At 69.4% G+C, this 19,934-nt stretch carries 19 protein-coding genes; 10 read left to right on the forward strand and 9 right to left on the reverse strand.

Translation table 11 applies throughout. From position 1 onward, the window contains the following. Positions 1 to 31: 31 nt before the first annotated feature. The 4 genes from mshB to ASC61_RS12685 are packed head-to-tail and all read left to right on the forward strand — an operon-like array spanning position 32 to position 3,889. Positions 32 to 937, forward strand: coding sequence for an N-acetyl-1-D-myo-inositol-2-amino-2-deoxy-alpha-D-glucopyranoside deacetylase (mshB, locus tag ASC61_RS12670; protein ID WP_056212437.1), 906 nt, complete (start codon positions 32 to 34; stop codon positions 935 to 937). Next, positions 937 to 1,272: a hypothetical protein gene (locus tag ASC61_RS12675; RefSeq protein ID WP_056212439.1), complete on the forward strand. Its 336-nt coding sequence runs from the start codon at positions 937 to 939 to the stop codon at positions 1,270 to 1,272. Before mshB ends, ASC61_RS12675 begins: the two co-directional genes overlap by 1 nt. After that, positions 1,269 to 1,802 (forward strand): flavin reductase family protein, encoded by a 534-nt coding sequence (locus ASC61_RS12680; protein WP_056212441.1) that lies wholly within the window; start codon positions 1,269 to 1,271, stop codon positions 1,800 to 1,802. The genes ASC61_RS12675 and ASC61_RS12680 overlap by 4 nt, the downstream gene beginning before the upstream one ends. Continuing rightward, positions 1,799 to 3,889: a VanW family protein gene (locus ASC61_RS12685; protein ID WP_056212443.1), complete on the forward strand. Its 2,091-nt coding sequence runs from the start codon at positions 1,799 to 1,801 to the stop codon at positions 3,887 to 3,889. Before ASC61_RS12680 ends, ASC61_RS12685 begins: the two co-directional genes overlap by 4 nt. 6 nt (positions 3,890 to 3,895) lie before the next feature. Here ASC61_RS12685 and ASC61_RS12690 read toward each other — a convergent pair whose 3' ends face one another. Both ASC61_RS12690 and ASC61_RS12695 read right to left on the reverse strand, forming a co-directional pair. Continuing rightward, entirely contained in the window at positions 3,896 to 4,738 is an 843-nt protein-coding gene (locus tag ASC61_RS12690) for a dioxygenase family protein (protein ID WP_056215636.1), read from the reverse strand. A gap of 42 nt (positions 4,739 to 4,780) precedes the next feature. Next, positions 4,781 to 5,749, reverse strand: coding sequence for a GNAT family N-acetyltransferase (locus ASC61_RS12695; RefSeq protein WP_056212445.1), 969 nt, complete (start codon positions 5,747 to 5,749; stop codon positions 4,781 to 4,783). Positions 5,750 to 5,843: 94 nt separating this feature from the next. Here ASC61_RS12695 and fdxA point away from each other — a divergent pair, with 94 nt between their 5' ends. Together fdxA and dapC are read left to right on the forward strand one after the other, a co-directional pair. Beyond that, positions 5,844 to 6,167: a ferredoxin gene (gene fdxA, locus ASC61_RS12700; protein ID WP_056215639.1), complete on the forward strand. Its 324-nt coding sequence runs from the start codon at positions 5,844 to 5,846 to the stop codon at positions 6,165 to 6,167. 10 nt (positions 6,168 to 6,177) lie between these two features. Then, complete coding sequence (gene dapC / locus ASC61_RS12705; RefSeq protein WP_056212447.1) at positions 6,178 to 7,284, forward strand: succinyldiaminopimelate transaminase; 1,107 nt, start codon at positions 6,178 to 6,180, stop codon at positions 7,282 to 7,284. 79 nt (positions 7,285 to 7,363) lie between these two features. On the opposite strand, the gene ASC61_RS12710 is transcribed toward dapC, so the two are convergent. From ASC61_RS12710 to ASC61_RS12720, 3 genes are read right to left on the reverse strand one after another with little or no spacing between them, the layout of a single operon-like run. Next, positions 7,364 to 8,188, reverse strand: coding sequence for a hypothetical protein (locus ASC61_RS12710; RefSeq protein WP_056212448.1), 825 nt, complete (start codon positions 8,186 to 8,188; stop codon positions 7,364 to 7,366). A gap of 5 nt (positions 8,189 to 8,193) precedes the next feature. Beyond that, on the reverse strand, positions 8,194 to 9,138 hold the full coding sequence (dapD, locus tag ASC61_RS12715) for a 2,3,4,5-tetrahydropyridine-2,6-dicarboxylate N-succinyltransferase (protein ID WP_056212450.1): 945 nt from the start codon (positions 9,136 to 9,138) through the stop codon (positions 8,194 to 8,196). Positions 9,139 to 9,162: 24 nt separating this feature from the next. Next, a complete protein-coding gene (locus tag ASC61_RS12720) occupies positions 9,163 to 10,281 on the reverse strand; it encodes an LCP family protein (protein WP_056212452.1) in 1,119 nt (372 codons plus the stop codon). A 157-nt stretch (positions 10,282 to 10,438) separates the two neighbouring features. Here ASC61_RS12720 and ASC61_RS12725 point away from each other — a divergent pair, with 157 nt between their 5' ends. Both ASC61_RS12725 and ASC61_RS12730 read left to right on the forward strand, forming a co-directional pair. Further along, positions 10,439 to 11,872 (forward strand): LCP family protein, encoded by a 1,434-nt coding sequence (locus ASC61_RS12725; RefSeq protein ID WP_056212454.1) that lies wholly within the window; start codon positions 10,439 to 10,441, stop codon positions 11,870 to 11,872. A gap of 110 nt (positions 11,873 to 11,982) precedes the next feature. Beyond that, positions 11,983 to 13,386: an LCP family protein gene (locus ASC61_RS12730; RefSeq protein WP_056212456.1), complete on the forward strand. Its 1,404-nt coding sequence runs from the start codon at positions 11,983 to 11,985 to the stop codon at positions 13,384 to 13,386. A gap of 125 nt (positions 13,387 to 13,511) precedes the next feature. Here ASC61_RS12730 and ASC61_RS12735 read toward each other — a convergent pair whose 3' ends face one another. The 4 genes from ASC61_RS12735 to ASC61_RS12750 form a co-directional block, all read right to left on the reverse strand. Then, positions 13,512 to 14,300, reverse strand: coding sequence for an ABC transporter ATP-binding protein (locus tag ASC61_RS12735; protein WP_056212458.1), 789 nt, complete (start codon positions 14,298 to 14,300; stop codon positions 13,512 to 13,514). Beyond that, the gene (locus tag ASC61_RS12740; protein WP_056212461.1) at positions 14,290 to 15,165 is read right to left on the reverse strand and encodes an ABC transporter permease; all 876 of its coding nucleotides are present in this window, start codon (positions 15,163 to 15,165) and stop codon (positions 14,290 to 14,292) included. The genes ASC61_RS12735 and ASC61_RS12740 overlap by 11 nt, the downstream gene beginning before the upstream one ends. A gap of 82 nt (positions 15,166 to 15,247) precedes the next feature. Beyond that, positions 15,248 to 15,913, reverse strand: a complete 666-nt coding sequence (locus tag ASC61_RS12745) for a TIGR03089 family protein (protein ID WP_056212463.1) — start codon at positions 15,911 to 15,913, stop codon at positions 15,248 to 15,250. Continuing rightward, positions 15,910 to 16,683 (reverse strand): 2-phospho-L-lactate transferase CofD family protein, encoded by a 774-nt coding sequence (locus ASC61_RS12750; protein ID WP_056212465.1) that lies wholly within the window; start codon positions 16,681 to 16,683, stop codon positions 15,910 to 15,912. Before ASC61_RS12750 ends, ASC61_RS12745 begins: the two co-directional genes overlap by 4 nt. Before the next feature lie 116 nt (positions 16,684 to 16,799). Here ASC61_RS12750 and ASC61_RS12755 point away from each other — a divergent pair, with 116 nt between their 5' ends. Together ASC61_RS12755 and ASC61_RS12760 are read left to right on the forward strand one after the other, a co-directional pair. Then, positions 16,800 to 17,054, forward strand: coding sequence for a WhiB family transcriptional regulator (locus tag ASC61_RS12755; protein ID WP_056212467.1), 255 nt, complete (start codon positions 16,800 to 16,802; stop codon positions 17,052 to 17,054). Positions 17,055 to 17,090: 36 nt separating this feature from the next. Beyond that, positions 17,091 to 19,889 carry a glycosyltransferase family 2 protein gene (locus ASC61_RS12760; RefSeq protein ID WP_056212470.1) on the forward strand — a complete coding sequence of 933 codons (2,799 nt, stop codon included), beginning with the start codon at positions 17,091 to 17,093 and terminating at the stop codon, positions 19,887 to 19,889. The last annotated feature ends 45 nt before the right edge of the window (positions 19,890 to 19,934 follow it).

The raw sequence follows: 19,934 nt of genomic DNA on the forward strand, positions 1-19,934 counted from the left end.
TGCTGTCGGTGCCGGTCAGTAACCTGTCCTCATGACCTCGACCGACCGACGCCTGTTGCTGGTGCACGCCCATCCGGACGACGAGTCGATCGGCAACGGCGCGACGATGGCCAAGTACGCCGCCGAGGGCGCCCAGGTCACGCTCGTCACGTGCACGGCCGGTGAGGAGGGCGAGATCCTCACGCCCGAGATCGCTCACCTCGCCGCGGACCGCGAGGACGGGCTCGGGCCGCACCGCATCGAGGAGCTCGCGGCGGCCATGAAGGTGCTCGGCGTCACCGACCACCGGTTCCTCGGCGGTCCCGGGCACTTCCGTGACTCCGGCATGAAGTGGGCCGACGACGGCAGCGCGACGGCCGCCGACGAGACCCGCCCCGACACGTTCTGGCACGCCGACCTCACCGTCGCCGCCGACCTGCTGGTCGAGATCATCCGCGAGACCCGGCCCCAGGTGCTGGTGACCTATGACCAGTTCGGCGGCTACGGGCACCCCGACCACGTGCAGGCGCACCGCGTCGCGACCTACGCGACGTCGCTGGCAGCCGTACGCTCCTACCGCCCCGAGCTCGGCGAGGCCTGGGACATCCCCAAGGTCTACTGGGGTGCGATGTCCAAGTCGCAGATGGCCGAAGGCATCCGCAAGCTCCGCGAGGCCGGCGACGAGACGAGCTTCGAGGGCTGGGACCCCGACAACCTGCCGTGGGGCGCGGCCGACGACGAGCTCGACGCCAAGGTCGAGGCGGACGACTTCGCCGAGGCCAAGATGGACGCCATGAAGGCGCACTCCTCGCAGATCGCGCTCGACGGGCCGTTCTTCGCTTTGTCCAACAACGTCGGCTCGCAGGTGTGGGGCACCGAGTACTACCGGCTCGCCAAGGGGCAGCGCGGGCCGGTCGGACCGGACGGTCTCGAGGAAGACCTGTTCGCCGGCCTCTAGTGACTCGGGCAGCCCTCGCCGTCCTCGGCGTCTACGTCGGCGTCCTCGGCGCCTTCGTCCACCGACACGTGTGGCGAGCCCACGGGATCGACTGGCCGTGGGGCCTCCTGCTGGTCGTCGTGGCGACGTACGCCGTGGTGCTCGCCGCCGAACGTGTCATCCCGGTCGGCGGGGCATGGTTCGGGCTCGGCTGGGGGATCGTGCTGCTGGCACAGCCGTTCTCTCCCGGAGGCAGCAATCTCGTCAGCTCCGACTGGCTCGGCTGGTCCTACACCCTGGGGAGTGTGGGGGCCATCGTCGTCGGGGTCGTCCGCACTCCTAGGCTGGGTCAATGACCGCGCCGGTGGACCAGCAGGCCTTTCGCGGTGCGTTGGGACGGTTCGCCAGCGGAGTCACCGTCGTCTCGACCGTTCAGGACGGCGTCGATCACGCCATGACCGCGAGTGCGTTCACGTCGGTCTCCCTCGACCCTCCCTTGGTGCTGGTGTGCTCCCACAAGTCGAGCCGCTTCCACGAGGCGGTGCTCGAGACCGGGTTCTGGGGAGTGTCGATCCTGGCCGAGGAGGGCATCGCGGCCTCCGCGTGGTTCGCCCATCGCGGCCGGCCACTCGACGACCAGATGCAGGGGATCGCCTTCCATCGGGGTGAGTCCGGTGCGGCCCTCCTCGACGAGTCGCTCGCCTGGCTGGAGTGCGACACGGTTTCCGTCACGGACGGTGGTGACCATACGATCTTGGTCGGCGCGGTCACCGGAGCGGCGGTCAACGACGTCATCGACGATCCGTTGCTCTACTACCGCTCGCACTACGGCACGATCGTGCGCCTGCCTGACTCGGAGAAGACCGTCTACGGGAGCAACACATGACCGACAAGCCTGACGAGGACCTCACGCCGGACGAGCCGTCCGAGAGCGAGCCGACGGCGGCCGAGCCCGCACCGGAGACTGCGTCGGTCGACGACGAGCCGGCCGGGTCGAGCCTCGCCGACGAAGGCGATGGCACCGTCGAGCCCGGCCTGGTGGTCGAGCACGACGAGGAGATCGAGCTCGACGACGCGCCGGATGTCGAGCCTGCCTACGAGCTGCAGCCCGGCGACGACACCGTGCTCGCCGAGGCGGCCACGACCTACGACGACGCGCCGGACGACGACTTCGACGACGTCGTGGTGCCACCAGCGGAGGACGAGCCGGCGGCCCACGACGCCGGCGACGACAGCCGCGACCTCCGGCCGCCCACGAACGACGACGACGGAGGGTCCGCCCACTGGGGCCGGCGCATCCTGCTCGGCCTGGTGCTCGTGGCCGGTGCTCTCTACGTCGCGGGCTACTTCCTCACCGGCAGCCGCATGCCCGCCAACGCGACGATCGGTGGCGTCGACGTCAGCGGGATGTCGCCGGCGGACGCGCGCGCCGCGGTCGACAAGGCGCTGACGCCCCACGTCGATCGCGAGATCGTCCTGACCCATGGCAAGACCGAGTTCCGCGTCAAGCCCAAGGCCGCCGGACTCGCGTTCGACCTCGACCGCACGATCAGCGAGGCCGGAGGTGAGCGCAGCTGGAAGCCCGCCGACATCGCCGGGCTGTTCTTCGGCGACCACCCGTCCGATCCGGCCCTCGACGTCGACGACGCCAAGCTGCAGAGCTCGATCGGCACGATCGGCGAAGCCGTCAACCGTGAGGTCGTCGAGGCGCAGATCACCTTCCCCGACGTCAAGCCCAAGGCCCGCGAGCCCCGGGCCGGTCGGGTCATCGCTCGATCCGACGCGGCCGAGGCCATCCGCAAGGCGTACCTCGTCAGCGACGAGCCCGTCAGGGTGCCGACCGCGGTCGTCGAGCCTGCCGTCGACTCCGCCGGGCTCGCCGATGCCATGAAGACCATCGCCAAGCCGGCGGTGAGCGGACCGATCACGATCCGGGTCGGCGACAAGAAGGTCGCGTTGCCCGTGACGGCATACGCCCCGGCGCTCGTCGTCCGGGTCAAGGACAACGCGCTGCGGCCGTTCCTCGATCCCAAGAAGCTGGCCGGCCCGCTGACCGACTCCACGACCGGGATCGGCAAGAAGGCCGTCGACGCGACCGTCACGATCAAGAACGGCAAGCCCGTCGTGATGCCGGGCAAGGAGGGTGTCGGTCTGCAGCCCAAGGAGATGGCCGTCAAGCTGCTCCCGGCGCTGACGGAGTCCGGATCGAAGCGTGCCGTCCAGGTGGAGGCCAAGGTCGTCGAGCCGCTGTTCACGACGGCCGACGCCAAGGCGCTCAAGATCAAGCAGAAGATCAGCAGCTTCGAGACGCACTTCCCCTACGCCGAGTACCGCAACACCAACCAGAGCCGCGCCGCCGAGCTGATCGACGGCACGATCCTCAAGCCCGGCGAGACGTTCAGCTTCAACAACATCGTCGGCGAGCGCACGGCCGCCAACGGCTTCGTCACCGGCACCGTCATCAACGGCGGGGTGTTCCGTGAAGAGCTCGGTGGCGGTGTCTCCCAAGTCGCCACGACGACCTACAACGCCGGCTTCTTCGGCGGCATGGACGACGTCGAGCACCACCCGCACGCGTTCTACATCAACCGCTACCCGGTCGGCCGCGAGGCGACGGTCTACTTCGGCAGCCTCGACCTGCGGTTCAGGAACCCGACGAAGTACGGCGTGCTGGTCCACGCCTACGTCATCAAGAGCACGCCGTCCTCACCCGGCACGATGCACGTCGAGCTGTGGAGCACCAAGGTGTGGGACATCAAGGCCGGAGAGTCTGCCCGCCGCAACGGCCGCACGCCGGGCAAGCAGTACGACGACACCGATCGGTGCGTGCCGCAGGATCCGATCCCGGGCTTCGACATCGACATCTACCGCTACTTCTACAAGGGCGGCAAGAAGGTCAAGACCGAGACCGACACGGCGACCTACCAGGCCGCCGACCACGTCATCTGCGGCAAGAAGCCGAAGGGCGACTGAGTCAGCTCACACCGCGACGTTGAGCTGGATCGTCATCCCGTCGTCGACGTTGCCGGTCACGGTCGCCATCTGCAGCGAGTGGCCGTCGCTGAAGACCATGTCGCCGTCGAGCGGCGTCTGCGCCAGGTTCGTGCTGCTCTGCTCGTAGCCGGACGTCGCATAGACGAGCTTGCAGGCGTCCTCCGGCAGGGCGATCTGCGAGGTGCGGAGCTTCCCGGTCGCCTTCTGGGCGTCGGCGGCGGTCTTGTAGACCTCGAAGTGGATGTGCGGCCAGCGCCCGCTGTAGGCGCCGGGAAAGATCGTCGTGAACGCCAGCTTGCCGTCGGTGTCCGCGGCCTGGACGCCGCGGAGGTAGTTCTCGCCGGCGAGCTGCGAGTCGTACATCGAGTAGCGGCCTTCGCGGTCGCAGTGCCAGACGTAGACGGCAGCGCCCTCGTACGGGGTGACGGCGCTGCCGTTCAGGTCGAGGATCGTCAACTCGAGCTTCGCGGTGACGCCCTGGGCGGTCGTGCTGGCGCCGGCGAAGCTCGACCGGATGTCGCTGCGCACCACGCCGCTCTCGGTCAGCACGTTGACCCCGTTCGATCCGTCGCCGGGGAACGGTCCGCCGGTCTCCTCGGGCACCTCGTCCGTGACGGTCGCCGTGGTGCCCGTCGACGACGAGGACGACGCGGGGGTCGACGTCGTGGCCGGTGAGCCCGACGAGTCGCTGCCGCTGCACGCCGCCAGTGCGGCCGCCAGCCCTGCGCCGGTCAACAGGCCGAGGGCGCGGCGGCGGTTCAGCAGTGTCGGCAGGTCGTGGGACAGGCCGAGGTCGTGCTCGTGGGGTCCGTCGTGATCGTGGGTCATGCCCTTCACCGTACGGAGCACGGCCTGGCGACGGCCATGCCTTCACTGTGAGGAGACTGTGGTCCCGGGCTCGAGGTAGCGGTAGTCGTGGTGGTCGACGAATCCGTACGGCTCGTAGAGCGCGAGCGCGGCGTGGTTGGTGCGCATCGTCTGCAGGTACGCCTTGTCGGCGCCGCGCTCCACGGCCCAGGCGAGCGCGGTCTCGACGATCCGTCGGGCCAGGCCCTGTCGGCGGTGGTCCGGAGCGACCTCGACGCACGCGATTCCCGCCCACTCGCCGGTGACCGCGACGCGGCCGATCGCGACGGCCGGGGAGCCGATCGAGACGAACCCGACCGTGGCAGGGCCCTCGAGGACGGCACGCGCGGCGGCCGGGTCGTTGACGCGGCCGTAGTTGGCCAGCCAGTCGTCGTCGGCGGTCGACGCGATGCGTGCGGAGGCGTCGGCGTCGTACGCGGGGTCGAGATCGGCGACCTGCACGACCGCCCCACCGTGGTATCCCGCCATGGGCGTCCACCCGGCGTTGATGAAGTCACGCTCGGCGGCGGAACCCACGACGACCTGGGCGAGCGCCGGGACCTCGCGAGAGGCGTAGAACTCGACCACCCGGTCGAGCGCGACGTCGAAGGCGACACCGGGGTCGCCGTGCACCGCGACCGAGTTGGCCCGGCCGGTGAACCGCCGGGACGTACGCAGCTCCCAGTCGCCGAGAGCGAGCGACTCGATCGCCGGCCAGCCCAGCGAGGTGATGCGGGTCAGCTCGTCGGCGCTGGCGTCCGCGGCACGACGGCGCCTCAGGGGGCGATCCGGGACCGGCTTCCAGGTCACGACGTCCGTGAGCGCGACCACCTGCGTACGTCCGTCGCGACGCTCCAACGTGACGGCCGAGAGGTCGACCGCCCGCACCCGTCCGATCACGTCGCTCATGGCGGGTCCGCCCGACGGGCCGGTGCCCCCTACGGCGTACCGGACGACGATGCGTTGCCCGATCGAGGCGGCGTCAATTGGCATGTCCCCAGCGTTCCATGTCATGAGGTGGACCTCATGTGCGGGAGTCGAGGTGGAGGCGTGATACTAGTGCCAGCCCTTTGAAGGAGAATTGCTCGTGACGTACGTGATCGCCCAGCCGTGTGTGGACCTCAAGGACCGCGCTTGTGTGGACGAATGTCCCGTGGACTGCATCTACGAAGGCAAGCGGATGCTCTACATCCACCCCGACGAGTGTGTCGACTGCGGTGCGTGCGAGCCGGTCTGCCCCGTCGAGGCGATCTTCTACGAGGACGACACGCCGCCGGAGTGGAAGGACTACTACACCGCCAACGTCGACTTCTTCGACGACATCGGCTCGCCCGGTGGTGCGGCCAAGCTCGGCGTGATCGACAAGGACCACCCGCTGATCGCGGCACTTCCCCCGCAGCCCCAGGACTAGACGCCACCTGATGGCACAGCGAGGCAACGTCTCGGCGAAGTTCCCGGACTTCCCCTGGGACACCCTGGCGGCCGCCAAGGCCCGTGCCGCCGCACATCCAGGCGGCCTGGTCGACCTGTCGATCGGTACGCCGGTCGATCCCACGCCGGACGTCGCCCGCGACGCCCTGGTGGCTGCCGCGGACGCTCCCGGCTATCCGACGGTGTTCGGACCGGAGTCGCTGCGCCAGGCCGCGGTCGACTGGATCGAGCGCCGCTTCCAGGTCACCGGGCTCAGCCCCTCGCAGGTGCTGCCCACGGTCGGCTCCAAGGAGCTCATCGCCAACCTGCCGATGCAGCTCGGTCTCGGCGCCGGCGATCTCGTCGTCGTCCCGGAGCTGGCCTATCCCACGTACGAGGTCGGCGCCCGCTACGCCGGCTGCGAGGTCGTCGCGACCGACTCGACGCTGTCGCTCGGCCCTCGCGTGCCGGCGATCATCTACCTCAACTCGCCCGCCAACCCGACCGGCCGCATCCTGCCGCCCGAGCACCTTCGCAAGGTCGTCGAGTGGGCCCGTGAGCGCGGCACGCTCGTGGTCTCCGACGAGTGCTACCTCGAGTTCGCCTGGGAGGGCACGCCCTGCTCGGTCCTGCACCCGGACATCAGCGGCGGCTCGTCCGACGGCATCCTCGCGGTGCACTCGCTGTCCAAGCGGTCCAACCTCGCCGGCTACCGCGACGCGTTCGTCACCGGCGACCAGGCCGTCGTCAGCGAGCTGCTCGAGGTCCGCAAGCACCTCGGCTTCATGGTCCCGACGCCCGTCCAGGCGGCGATGGCCGCGGCCCTCGCCGACGACGAGCACGTCACCCTGCAGCGCAAGACCTACGCCGCGCGGCGCCACGACCTGCGCCGGGCGTTCGAGTCGGCCGGGTTCAGCGTCGAGCACTCCGAAGGCGCGCTCTACCTCTGGATGACCCGTGGCGAGCCGTGTCGCGACACGATCGACTGGCTCGCCGAGCGCGGCATCCTCGCGGCGCCCGGTGACTTCTACGGCGCCGCGGGCTCCCAGCACGTACGCGCCGCGTTCACCGCCACCGACGAGCGCGTCGCCGAGGCCGTCACCCGCCTCACGGCCTGATCGATCCCCGCGTTTCGTGACGGAACTCGTCACAACCTGCTCGATCAGTGACGAGTTCGGTCACAAAGCTTGGGGGTGGTTAGTTCGTCGAGACGCGGACGGTGTCGGAGTCCGTGCCGGAGCGCGGGGTCCAGCCCTGGTCGGAGTCCTCGGCGCTCCACTCGCGGTTGCCGAACGAGATGCCCGTGATCCGCAGCCGCGACGCGTTGCCGACGAGGTAGTGCGCGAGCGCCCAGCCTCGCGCCTTGACGTCCGAGGCCTTGCCGGTGAGCGGATATGCCGCGTCGTCGCCGTTCGTGGTGAACGGGACGTCGCCGAACGCGGCCTTGACGTCCGCGGTGACCCGGGTGATCGTCCCGCTGCCCCGGGGGTTGATCTGGCAGGTGAACCGCGCCGGGCTGTAGCCACGGAGCGCCGACGCGAGCGCGCGGGCGTAGTCCTCGTGCTTCGCGTACGCGCCGGGGAACGCGGAGCGCTGCACCCTCTGCGCGGCCTCGGTGATCGGCATCGACTCGTAGCCCTTGACCTTGGCGAGGGCGTCGTAGAACCGGCCGATCGAGTAGTGCGGGTCGCTGATCTGCTCGACCGTGCCCCAGCCCTGCGAGGTCCGCTGCTGGAACAACCCCACGGAGTCGCGGTCGCCGTAGTCGATGTTGTGGATCTTGGACTCCTGGAACGCCGTCGCGATCGCGATCGAGGTGGCGCGCGGAGGCAGGCCCCGGCGCTGCGAGATCGCCGCCATCAACGACGCCCACCTCGCCTGCTCGAGGTCGATCTCGGCCCTGACCTTGCCGACCTCGGCGACGCAGAACTCGGTCCGCAGCGGCTTGCGGTCGCGCAGCACCGTGGCCACCAGGATCGTCGCGACGACGAGCCCGAGGACGACGAACCAACGAAACCGCACAGGAGCTAGTTGGCGTGCAGGTCGGCGTTGAGCTCGATGCCCGTACGCTCGCCGCGCGGGCGCGCCTCGATCGCGCCGCTCTGGCTGTTGGTGAGGAACAGGATGCCGTCCTGCCCGGACAGCTCCGCAGCCTTGATGACGGAGCCGTCGGGCATCGTCACCTTGGACCCCGCCGTGACGTAGGTGCCGGCGGCGACGACGCAGTCGTTGCCGAGCGAGATGCCGATACCGGCATTGGCGCCGATCAGGCTGTTCTCGCCGACCGTGATGACGGCCTTGCCGCCGCCGGACAGCGTGCCCATGATCGAAGCGCCGCCGCCGACGTCCGAGCCGTTGCCGACCGTGACGCCGGCCGAGATGCGGCCCTCGACCATCGCGGTGCCGAGCGTGCCGGCGTTGTAGTTGACGAAGCCCTCGTGCATCACGGTGGTGCCTTCGGCGAGGTGGGCGCCGAGGCGTACGCGGTCGGCGTCGGCGATGCGGACACCGGACGGGACGACGTAGTCGGTCATGCGCGGGAACTTGTCGATGCTGGTGACCTGGACGTGCAGGCCCGCGCCGCGTGCCCGGGTGCGAATCGCCTCGAACCCGTCGACGAGGCAGGGGCCGAGCGACGTCCAGACGACGTTGGTCAGCAGCCCGAAGATGCCGTCGAGGCTCTGGCCGTGTGGTGCGACGAGCCGGTGCGACAGCAGGTGCAGGCGCAGGTAGATGTCGTACGCGTCGGTCGGCGGCGCCTGCAGGTCGTCGATCACGGTGTGCACGACGACCTTGTGCACCTCGCGGATCGCGTCCTGACCGGCCAGCGCCGTCAGCTCCGCGGGCTCCGGGTCGCCCTCAGGAGCGGCGCCGAGCCTGGGCTCGGGATACCAGACGTCGAGGACCGTGCCGTCGAGGGTCAGCGTGGCGACGCCATAGGCGTACGCACCGGGATGATCCGCAGAAGTCATGCCGACAAACCTATCGGGGCGACGCTAAGACTTGGGCAGGCCGTCCTTGGTGCACAGGCTGCCGATCTGGTCGGTGCGGTCCCGCTTGATGTAGTCGAACATCTTGGGCGCCCGTTCGGGGTCCCACGTGACCGCGAAGTCCCTGAGCGGCACGGTGCAGTTGAGCCCGTCACCGCCCATCGAGGCCGACAGCGCGAGGGCGAACTTGAACAGCGCGAGGGGGCTGACGTCGTCGCCGATGCGCAGCGAGCCCGAAGCCCCCTTGGCGACGCTGACGTAGCGGAACGGGTTGATGACGGTCCACGGCGACTTGGCCTTGTCGGCGATCGAGCCGAGCACCTCGCGCTGGCTCTGCACGCGCTGGATGTCCTGCGTCGCGTACGAGTGCCGGTTGCGGGAGTAGGCGAGGGCGACCCGGCCGTCGGCGGTCTGGCAGCCCTTCTGCACGTCGAGCCCCGAGTCCTTGTCCTTGATGCGCTCCTTGGGGCAGATCGTGACACCGCCGAGGGAGTCGACGACCTTGACGAGACCGCCGAAGCCGACCTCGACGTAGTCGTCGACGCGGATCCCGGTGTTCTTCTCGATCGTGCGCACGAGCAGCTTGGGACCGCCGTAGGCGTACGCGGCATTGATCTTGGTGCGGCCGTAGCCGGGGATGTCGACGAGCGAGTCGCGGGGGAGCGACATCAGGATGCTCGGCCCGCTGCCGGTGTGGAGCAGCATGATCGTGTCGGTGCGGCCGCGGCCGCCGGTGTCGCCGCCGGTCGCGAGCTCCTTCTGCTCCGCCTTGGTGAGTCCGCGGCGGCTGTCGGAGCCGACCAGCAGGTAGGTCGTGCCGGGCTGCTCGGCGGGACGGCCCGAGGCGGGGGAGGCGTCGACCTTCTCGATCTGGCCCCAGGCCCACCACGGCACGGCGACCAGGAACACGACCCACGCGAGCACGAGGATGCCGAAGATCCGACGGCCGTTGTGACGCTTCCTGGGCTTGCGCGGGCCGCTGGGCGGCTCGTCGCCGACGCGGCGTCCAGGTGGCGGCAGGTTGGGCGGGGGGAGGTCGGAGGCGGCCTCGCGGGGCACCGGGCGGGTCGGCTTGTCCTCGCCGTACAACCACCCGTACTCGCCGTCGGGGCGCTGGTCTGACATGAGCACGACCGTACCTGACCTCGGCTCATGCGCCCGGCAGCCGCTCGTGCCCTGCCTTCGAAATTCCGGGCCACCTCCGGCGCGCCCTCAACCTCAACTCGAGAGTTTGTGTGGATACTGAGAATCGCCTCAGCCTCTTCCCCCACGTGAGGACACCATGTCTGACGTTCGCTCGAGCGTGATGGGTGGGTCGTACGCCCGCCCGGCCGACACCTCTGCTCGCATCCAGTTCCGCCGCGCCCTGACCCTCACGGCGATGACCCTCGTCATGCCCGGCTCGGCCCAGCTCGTGATGGGCAACAAGCGGATCGGCCGCATCGCCGTGCGCGTGTGGCTCGGCTTCCTCCTCGTGGGTGCCGTGATCCTGTTCCTCGCGATGAACTCCCGCAAGCAGCTGTTCTCGCTGGCGATCGAGTCGCCGCTGCTGCCGGTCGGCCGCTGGATCCTGATCGCCGGTGCCGTCGCCTGGGTCGCCCTGATCGTCGACGCGTGGCGCCTGGGGCGTCCCCTCGAGCTGCGCCGCAAGCACCGGCTCTGGATGACCGGGATCAACGGCGTCCTGTGCTTCGTGACCGCCGGTGCGCTGTTCTTCGCGGCCCATCTCGTCGCGGTCCAGACCTCGTTCGTCAACAGCGTCTTCGTCGCCGACACCGTCTCCAAGCCGCAGCACGGGCGCTACAACGTCCTGCTCCTCGGTGGCGACTCCGGCCCCGAACGCAGCGGCCTGCGCCCCGACTCGCTGACCGTCGCAAGCATCGACAAGGACACCGGACGCACCGTCCTGATCGGCCTGCCGCGCAACCTGCAGAACGTGCCGTTCCCCAAGGGCTCGGTCATGGCGAAGGCGTTCCCGCAAGGCTTCAACGGCGAGGGCCAGTACCTCAACGCGATCAACACCTGGGCCAACGACCATGCGTCGCTGTTCAAGGAGAAGAACCCCGGGCTCAAGGCCACGATGGGCGCCGTCGAGGAGATCACCGGGCTCAAGCTCAACTACTACGCGATGGTCAACATGCACGGGTTCTCCAAGCTCGTCAACGCCGTCGGCGGCGTACGCGTGAACGTGCAGCAGCGGACCGCGATCGGCGGGATCGGCTCCCCGATCCGTGGCTGGATCGAGGCCGGCGAGCAGAAGCTGACCGGTGACCAGGCGCTCTGGTACTCCCGCAGCCGGGTCCAGAACGACGACTTCTCGCGCATGGGCCGGCAGAAGTGCGTCATGAACGCGATGCTGCACCAGCTCAGCCCGCAGAAGGTGCTGTTCAACGTCGAGAAGATCGCCAGCTCCAGCAAGGCGCTGCTGACGACCAACATCCCCAAGTCCGACCTCGACGAGTTCGTCGACCTGGCCCTCAAGGCCAAGACCCAGAAGGTCTCGACCGTCTCGCTGGTGCCCCCGGTGATCTACACCGGCAACCCCGACTTCGCCAAGGTCCGGCGCCTCATCGACCGGGCGATCGACCGGGCCGAGGGCCGCTCGTCGGTGCCGAGTGGCCTCACCAAGGCGAAGCTCTCGATCCCCAAGGTCAGCGACGGCGCCAAGGATCCGCGCATGGCCAACCAGAGCTCGGACCTCGGCGCAGCCTGCTGACCGAGGCTCGCGGCGACCTGAGTTGTCGCTGAGATCACTGACGCGATGTCACGGAAGCCGGGGGTGTCAGTGATAATGGATGCTTCGTCGGCCACACCGTAAGGGATCTCATGTCGCACCGCGCGAGTCTCTTGGGCCGCGGCTACCAGGACAACCATCTGGACTCGCCGCGCGTCCGTTTCCGGCGCGCCCTGCTGCTGTGCTTCATGACGGTCGTCGTCCCCGGCTCCGGGCACATCGCGGTGGGCAAGCGCGCGGTCGGCTGGTTCGCCCTCACGATGTGGCTGGGTGCCATCGGCGGCGGCGGCTACCTGCTCTGGAAGTACCGCACCGACCGCGCCACGGTGCTCAGCTGGTTCACCGACACCGACGTCCTGCTCCTGGCCCGGGCGGGCATCGTCGCCGTCGCGGTGCTCTGGGTCATCCTGTTCATCGACGCCTGGCGCCTCGCGTCGCCGTTCCGGCTCAACTTCATGCGCGCCGCGCTCATCACGGTGCTCAACCTCGCGATCATCGGCGGCGTCGCGGGCTCCACCGCGTACGCCTCGCAGCTCATCAAGGTCTCGCGCGACACCGTCAAGGTCGTGTTCAAGGCGACCAAGACGTCCGAGCCGCTCAAGGGCCGCTACAACATCCTGCTGCTGGGCTCTGACGCGCGCGCCGACCGCACCGGCATCCGGCCCGACTCCATGACGGTGGCCAGCATCGACGCCAACACCGGCAAGGTCGTGCTGGTCTCGCTGCCCCGCAACCTGCAGAACGTGCCGTTCTCCCCGGGTTCGCCGATGCTCAAGGTTTATCCCAACGGCTACAACTGTGGCCCGACCTGCCTGCTCAACGCCGTGCACACCGCCGCGCAGAACCGCACCGACCTCTATCCGCACGCCAAGGACCCGGGGCTCGACGCGACCATTGACGCGATCCAAGGCGTCACGAACCTCAAGATCAACTACTACGTCATGATCAACCTCAACGGCTTCAAGGGCCTGGTCAACGCCGTCGGCGGCGTCACGATGGACGTCAAGACCCGCATCGCGATGTTCGGCCACGACGACGCCTGGAAGAACACCTACATCGAGCCGGGCAAGCAGAAGCTCGATGGCCAACAGGCGCTCTGGTACGCCCGCAGCCGCGTGCAGTCCGACGACTACACGCGCATGGGCCGGCAGAAGTGCCTGATGGCCGCCATGGTCAGCCAGCTCAGCCCCCAGACGGTCCTGCTCAACGCCACCAAGATCGCCAAGTCCGGCAAGCAGCTGCTCAGCACCAACATCCCGGCCAAGGAGCTCGGCCAGTTCGCCGACCTCGCCCTGAAGGCACGCGGACAGAAGATCCGCACGGTGTCGGTCGTACCGCCACGGTTCAGCACCGTGACGCCCGACTTCCCGGCGATCCAGGCCGCGATCCAGAAGGCGATCGACAAGTCGGAGTCGACCGTCGCGCCGACCAAGAAGCCCAAGGACGACTCGGGCAACGCGGCCAACCAGACCGACGACCTCCAAGCCGCCTGCTAGGCCCAGCCATCTCCTAGCGGGATGACCAGCCAGTCCGGAAAGTCGTCTTCCCGGTTCACCAGGAGGAACGTCAGAGCAGCTCCCGCGCTCGCTCCACAGTCACATGGTGAACTCCGGGAGCGAAGCTACTTGTCCTGTGCCTCGTTGTAGGCGTCGATGACCTCTTCGGGATCGCCGTCCATCACGAGCGTGCCCTGGTCGAGCCAGATGACCCGGCTGCAGGTGTCCAGGATCGACTGCATCGAGTGGCTGACGAGGAACACCGTGCCGGCGTTGTCGCGAATCTCGCGGATGCGCGCCTCGCTGCGCGCCCGGAACTTGCGGTCACCGACCGCCAGGGCCTCGTCGACGATCAGGATGTCGTGCGTCTGGACGCTGGCGAGGGCGAACTTGAGGCGCGCCGTCATGCCCGAGGAGTAGGCCCGCATCGGCAGGTCGATGAACTTCTCCAAGCCGGAGAACGCGACGATGTCGTCGAAGTTGGCCTCGATCTCGTCCATCGAGAAGCCCATCGCCAGACCACCGAGGATGATGTTGCGCTCGCCGGACAGGTCCTTCATCAACGCCGCGCCGACGCCCAACAGGCTGGGTCGCGACGAGGCGTATATCGCGCCGCGGCTGGTCGGGGTGAGGCCGACGATCGCCCGCATCAGGGTCGACTTGCCCGAACCGTTGGTGCCGATGACGCCGATGCTGTCCTGCTCGTACGCCGTGAACGACACGCCCTTGAGCGCGTGGACCGTGCGCATCTGCTTGCCGCGGCCGCGCAGCACCTTGGAGCGGCGGTCGGCGGCGGTGGGGCGCTTGCCGGTCGCGAACACCTTGTACTCGACATGCACGTCGTCGACGATCACGACGGGCTTGCGGTCCTTGGGGGGCTGCGGAGCCTGGACCTGGGTCTCGTCAGTCGACACGGCCGTACCTCTCCTCGGCGCGCCAGAAGAACCAGACACCGAACGCGAACAGGCCGAGCGACCAGGTGCCGGCGAACAGCCAGTAGCGCTCGTCGATCGTGTAGGAGTCGCCGGCGAGGAGCGCAGAGCGCGCCAGGCTGAGGAACTCGTGGATCGGCTGGAAGTCGCTGATCTTGATGATGGTGGGGTGACCCTTGTGCCCGTCGCGAGGGCCGAACCGTTCCTCGACGCTGAAGAAGATCCCGGTCGTGTAGAAGAAGAACCGGGTCAGGAACGGCAGGAAGTTGTTGAGGTCGCGCCAGTGCGCGGCGAGCCGGGCGGTGACGAGCGCGAGCCCGCAGCTGAACACGAAGTAGAGCGCGAAGATCGGGACGATCAGCAGCCAGTGCAGCTGCGGCCGGTTGCCGCTGGCGAGCAGGAACACCAGCATGATGCCCACGGTCGGCAGGAACTGCAGGAAGCGCTGCGTCACGGCGGCCAGCGGCAGCACCATGCGCGGGAACGCGAGGCTCTGCACCAACGAGGCGTTGTTGGTGATCGACTTGCCGCCTGCGGTCCAGGACTGGGCGAAGAACTCGAACACGAAGACGCCGATGAGCAGGAACTCGACGAAGTGCGGGGGCCGGGTGTTGCTGGGGAGCAGCAGGCCGAAGATCAGGCCGTAGACCAAGGCGTTGAGCAACGGCTTGAGGATGACCCACAGCATGCCGAGCGAGTTCTGCTGGTTCTCCGACTCGATCTTGAACCGGGCCATCGAGTAGATGAAGGTCCGTCGCCGCCAGACATCCGCGACGTAGTCGCGAAGTGGTGGGCGGCCGCCGACCTTGTGAAGGCCCAGGCGCGCCGCGTCCTCGGCAGTTGTCATCCGTGTGATGTCCCTACTGTTCAGGCATTCGGAGGTGCCTGACGACCTGCCGTCGAGGCATCGTCGAGTGTAATGGATCGACCTACCGGGTCTCGGCGCCCTCCTGCGCGCCCACGCGTGAGATCTGCTCCGGTGTGGCAGACGCCACGATCACGAGGGAGCCACCACCGAGGCAGGCGGCTGCGATGAGCTCGGCGTCTCGCCGAATCGTGCCCGGCGCGACCAGCCGCCGAGCGCCGTCAGGAACGACTGAGGCGAGCAGCTCGGCGTGCGTGCTCGTCACCCCGTCGAGGTCGAGCGCGACCGTGGACGGCTCCGGGGGATCGAGTGCCAGGAAGTGGTCGCCGTGGCCGGGCACCTCGGCGCCGAGGTCCAGGAAACCGTCGGGCGGCTGCGGGAAGCGGCCGCCGAGGGGTCTCAGCGACGCGGCGACGCGGTGGGGCTCCTCCGCCACGAGATCGGGACCGCTGAGGCCGACGTCGGCGGTGTGGTCGACGACCGCCGCACCGATGTTCCATGCCGACAGGATCCAGACCGTCGTGAGCCAGTGGCTCGGCAGCCCGACACGGATGCGCGTCCCGGGGCCGGCGTCGAGGTCGTCGACGAGGAAGTTGCTGGTCTTGGCGACCCAGTTGGCCGTCGTCGTCGTGCTGAGCTCGACGCGTTCGCCGGTCGCCATGTCGTAGTAGGTCACGAGAGGCTGCGACGGATCGGCCGAGGTCCGCAGGAGCTGGTCGAGGGTTCTCACGCCGCCACCACCTTGCGTGCTGCTTCGAGCACGGCGCCGGCGCCGGCGTCGGCGGGCACGGGCACCGGCCGGCCCGGATCGGTCTCGCGCAGACCCGCAACGCGTACGAGCCCGGCCGGCGCGGTGTCGGCATGGTCGACGACCAGCACCGGCAGGTCATCGTTCACCAGGTCGCGGAAGCCAGGCGTACGCAGGACCGGATCGATCGCGAGCGTACGGCTCGACGGGCCGAGCACGAGCGCGTCGCAGTCGAGCAGCGCCGTGGAGACGGCTGCGGAGACCGAGATCTGGTCGGCGATCAGGAGCAGCTGCGTCGGTTCGTGGGACGAAGGATCGGCGAGGTACTCGTCGACCGGGATCGCACGAGGCTCGTCCGAGCCGACCACGACGCGGAACTCGGCACGGTCGTCGCACACCGGCAGCAGGCGGTAGGGGAGTGCGGCACGCAGACCGGCGGCGATCGTCGCGTCGGTGAGGGTGGTGCCGGTCAGGACGAGCTCGGTGCGGACGAGCCGCGCGGCCACGGCCTGGTCGCTGGCCCGTTGCCAGGTCGGCGTGTAGCCGACCGACTCGAGGGCGTCGGCGACGGCGTACGTCGGGTCGACCGACACCAGCAGGCCGTCGAGGTCAGGACTCGCCTGGAGCCCGGCCGAGACGTGCCCGCGAACCGTGGGAGCGACGACGGTCAGCTCGTCGTCGGGCCCGAGGAGGCCACCGAGGGTGCGGGCGAAGGGGGCGCCGTCGGCGCCGATGACCAGCAGGATGCGCATCCGGCCATTCTGTCTTGCCTGTTCAGGCGTCCGGCACGGGGGCGACACGCCGGGGATTTCATGAATCTTGCCATTCGGCTTGACTTGTGACAGGTGACAGGACTGTAATTCCATGTATGTCATTCGATCTGGGTCTGCCGCAGGAGCTCGATGAGGAACTCATGTGGCAAGAGCGCGCGCTGTGCGCTCAGACGGACCCCGAGGCATTCTTCCCTGAGAAGGGCGGATCCACACGTGAGGCCAAGCGAGTGTGCCTGACGTGCGACGTCCGTGGAGAGTGCCTCGAGTACGCCCTGGCACATGATGAGCGGTTCGGCATCTGGGGCGGTCTGTCCGAGCGTGAGCGTCGCAAGCTGAAGAAGCGGGCCTAAGACTCCCGCTTTCCTCGTCCACTAGGGTTGACCCTCGTGGACGAGACCAGCACGACGCGCCATTGGCTCGACGATCCGCCCACCGTGGGTGCCATTCTGGTCTCCCACAACGGCGCCACCTGGCTCCCCAAGGTCCTCGCCTCGTTCGCGCACATGTTCTACGCACCCACGACGTGGCGCGTCGTCGATGTCAGCTCGACCGACGGCAGCGCTGACCTGCTCCGCGACTCGTTCGGCGCCGAGCGCATCACCTACGCCCCGTCCGGCACCGGCTTCGGCGAGGCCGTCCGCCTCGGCCTGGAGTCCATGCCCCGTACGGACTGGATCTGGCTCCTGCACGACGACTCGTCGGTGCTGCCGGGCACGCTCTCGGGCCTGCTCGACACCGCCACGTCGGCGCCCGACATCGCCGCCGTCGGCCCCAAGATCCGGGAGTGGCCCTCCCTGCGCCGCCTGCTCGAGGTCGGCCTGACGATCACGGCGACGGGCTCACGCGAGACCGGGCTCGAGACCGGTGAGCCCGATGCGGGGCAGCACGACCGGCCCCGCGAGGTCCTGGCCGTCAACACCGCGGGCATGCTGATCCGCCGAGACGTGTGGGACAAGCTCAACGGCCTCGACCCCAACCTGCGGCTGTTCTACGACGACATCGACCTCGGCTGGCGGATCGCCCGCGCCGGCTACCGCACGATGACGGCGCCGACCGCGGTGCTGTTCCACGCCGAGTCGAGCCGCCGCGGCACCCGCGCGCGTACGGCCGGGGACGTGCCGCACTGGGAGGAGCGCCGAGCGGCGATCTACACGTTGCTGGCCAACACGCCGATGCCGCGGTTCCTGTGGCAGTACGTCCGGCTGTTCTTCGGCTCGCTGCTGCGGGTCGTCGGCCTGCTGATCGGCAAGGATCCCGAGGCCGCGAGTGACGAGCTGCTGGCGCTGCGCTCGGCCTACACGCATCCGTTCAAGCTCATCAAGGCGCGGCGTCGCCGACGCGCCACCGCCACGCGGTCACACCGCGCGATCCGGCATCTCCTCGCCCCGTTCTGGCTGCCCTACCAGCACGGCTTCGACATGGTGCGGGACACCGCCACCGCGCTCATCAAGCCCGAGGCGGTCGAGTCGGTCGGTCGCCGGTCGACGACGCTCGACCAGGCGCCTGATGAGGCGGAGGACCTCGACGACGGACCGTCGCTCCTGCAGCGCCGGCCGTGGCTCGCCACGGTCCTGGTGCTCGTCGTGCTCTCGGTGATCGCGGGTCGCGGGCTGTTCGGCGGTGGCCTGCACGGCGGCGCCCTGCTGCCGGCACCCGGTTCGGCCGGAGGGTGGTGGGACCTGCTCCTCGGCGCACGCCACGACGTCGGGCTGCCGAGCGACACGCTGGCGCCGGTCTTCGCCTTGCCGCTCGCCGCGCTCTCGACGCCGGTGTGGTTCCACCCCGGACTCGTCATCACGGTCGCGATGGTGTTCGCGGTCCCGCTCGCGGCCCTGACGGCGCACCGCTTCGGACGGCAGATCAGCTCGCACCGGGTGCCCCGCATGGTCTGGGCGGTCTCCTACGCCTTGTGCGTCGTCGCGACCGGCGCCGTCAGCCAGGGCCGGCTCGGCACGGTCGTCGCACTCGTGGTGCTGCCGATCATCGCCAACACGGCGTGGCAGCTCGCGGAGAAGCCGGGCTGGCAGCTCGCGCTGCGGCTCGGCATCTGGATCGCGTTCGCCTCGGCGTTCGCCCCGATCGTCCTGCCCATGAGTCTCGGCGGCCTGCTGATCCTCTGGTACGCCGAAGGGCGCTGGGTCCGGGGTCAGCTCGTGGTCGCGGCCGTCGTGCCGCTCGTGCTGCTCGGTCCGTGGCTCGCCCAGCGTGCCCTGCGCCCATGGCGGATGTGGTGGGAGGCGGGCTATCCGCTGCCCGGCTCAGCCACCGTCCGCGAGGTCGTCCTCGGCCGCGCGGGAGGACCCGGAGCAGCGCCGGAGTGGTTGACGGTCGGCGTGCTCGTGCTGGCGCTCGTGGCCTTGGTGCCGCGCCGTACGCGCACGGGCGTGCTCCTCTCGTGGCTCGTCGCCCTGCTGGGCCTGGGTGCGGCGCTGACCGGAACGCTCGTGACGTACTCGACGCATGCCGGCCCCGCCGACATCACGCCGTGGGTCGGCATCCCGACTGTCGTGTGGATCGGCGGTCTGCTGACCGCGGTCCTGCTCGCGGTGCCCGCAACGCTGTCGTGGCCGCGCCCGGCGCTCACGGCGGCCGTGGTCGTCGCGCTCGTGCTGCCCGTCGGCACGCTGGGCTGGTGGGTCGCCCGCGGTGGCGCCGACCCCCTCGACGACGGCCGGGACGACGTGGTGCCGGTCTTCCTCGCCGAGCGTCCCGGCGACACCTTGATCCTGACCGGCACCATCCGCGGTGGCGTCGACTACCGCGTCGTCGCGGGTGACGGCCCCTTCCTCGGGCAGGAGGCCGTCACAGCGTCCTCGTCGCAGGCGGACCGGCTGACCGCCATCGTGCGGCGTGTCCTCGCGCAGGCGACGACGGCCGACATCGACTCCCTCGGAGAGCTGGGCATCGACTCGATCTACGCACCCGGTGCCGACCCGGAGGTCAGCCGTCGAATCGACGCGGCCCCCCGGCTCTCGCCCGCGGGCAGCGACCAGCCCGGTTCGCGGGTCTGGGCCCTCGCGCCGCAGCCCAAGAACGACACCGCCGACGTGCCGTGGTGGCACCGGGGGATCGGCGTCCTGCAGGCCCTGGCCTGGCTCGTGGCGATCGTCCTGACTGCGCCCGTACGTCGTCGCGCCGCCCCGGAGCCGCTCGACGACCAGGAAGACTCGGAGGTGACGGCATGAGCGAGCGCCAGCGAGCGAACAAGACGGCTTTCATGCCGGCACCTC

The organism is Aeromicrobium sp. Root344 (assembly GCF_001425755.1).
In the GTDB taxonomy this organism is placed as follows: Bacteria; Actinomycetota; Actinomycetes; order Propionibacteriales; family Nocardioidaceae; genus Aeromicrobium.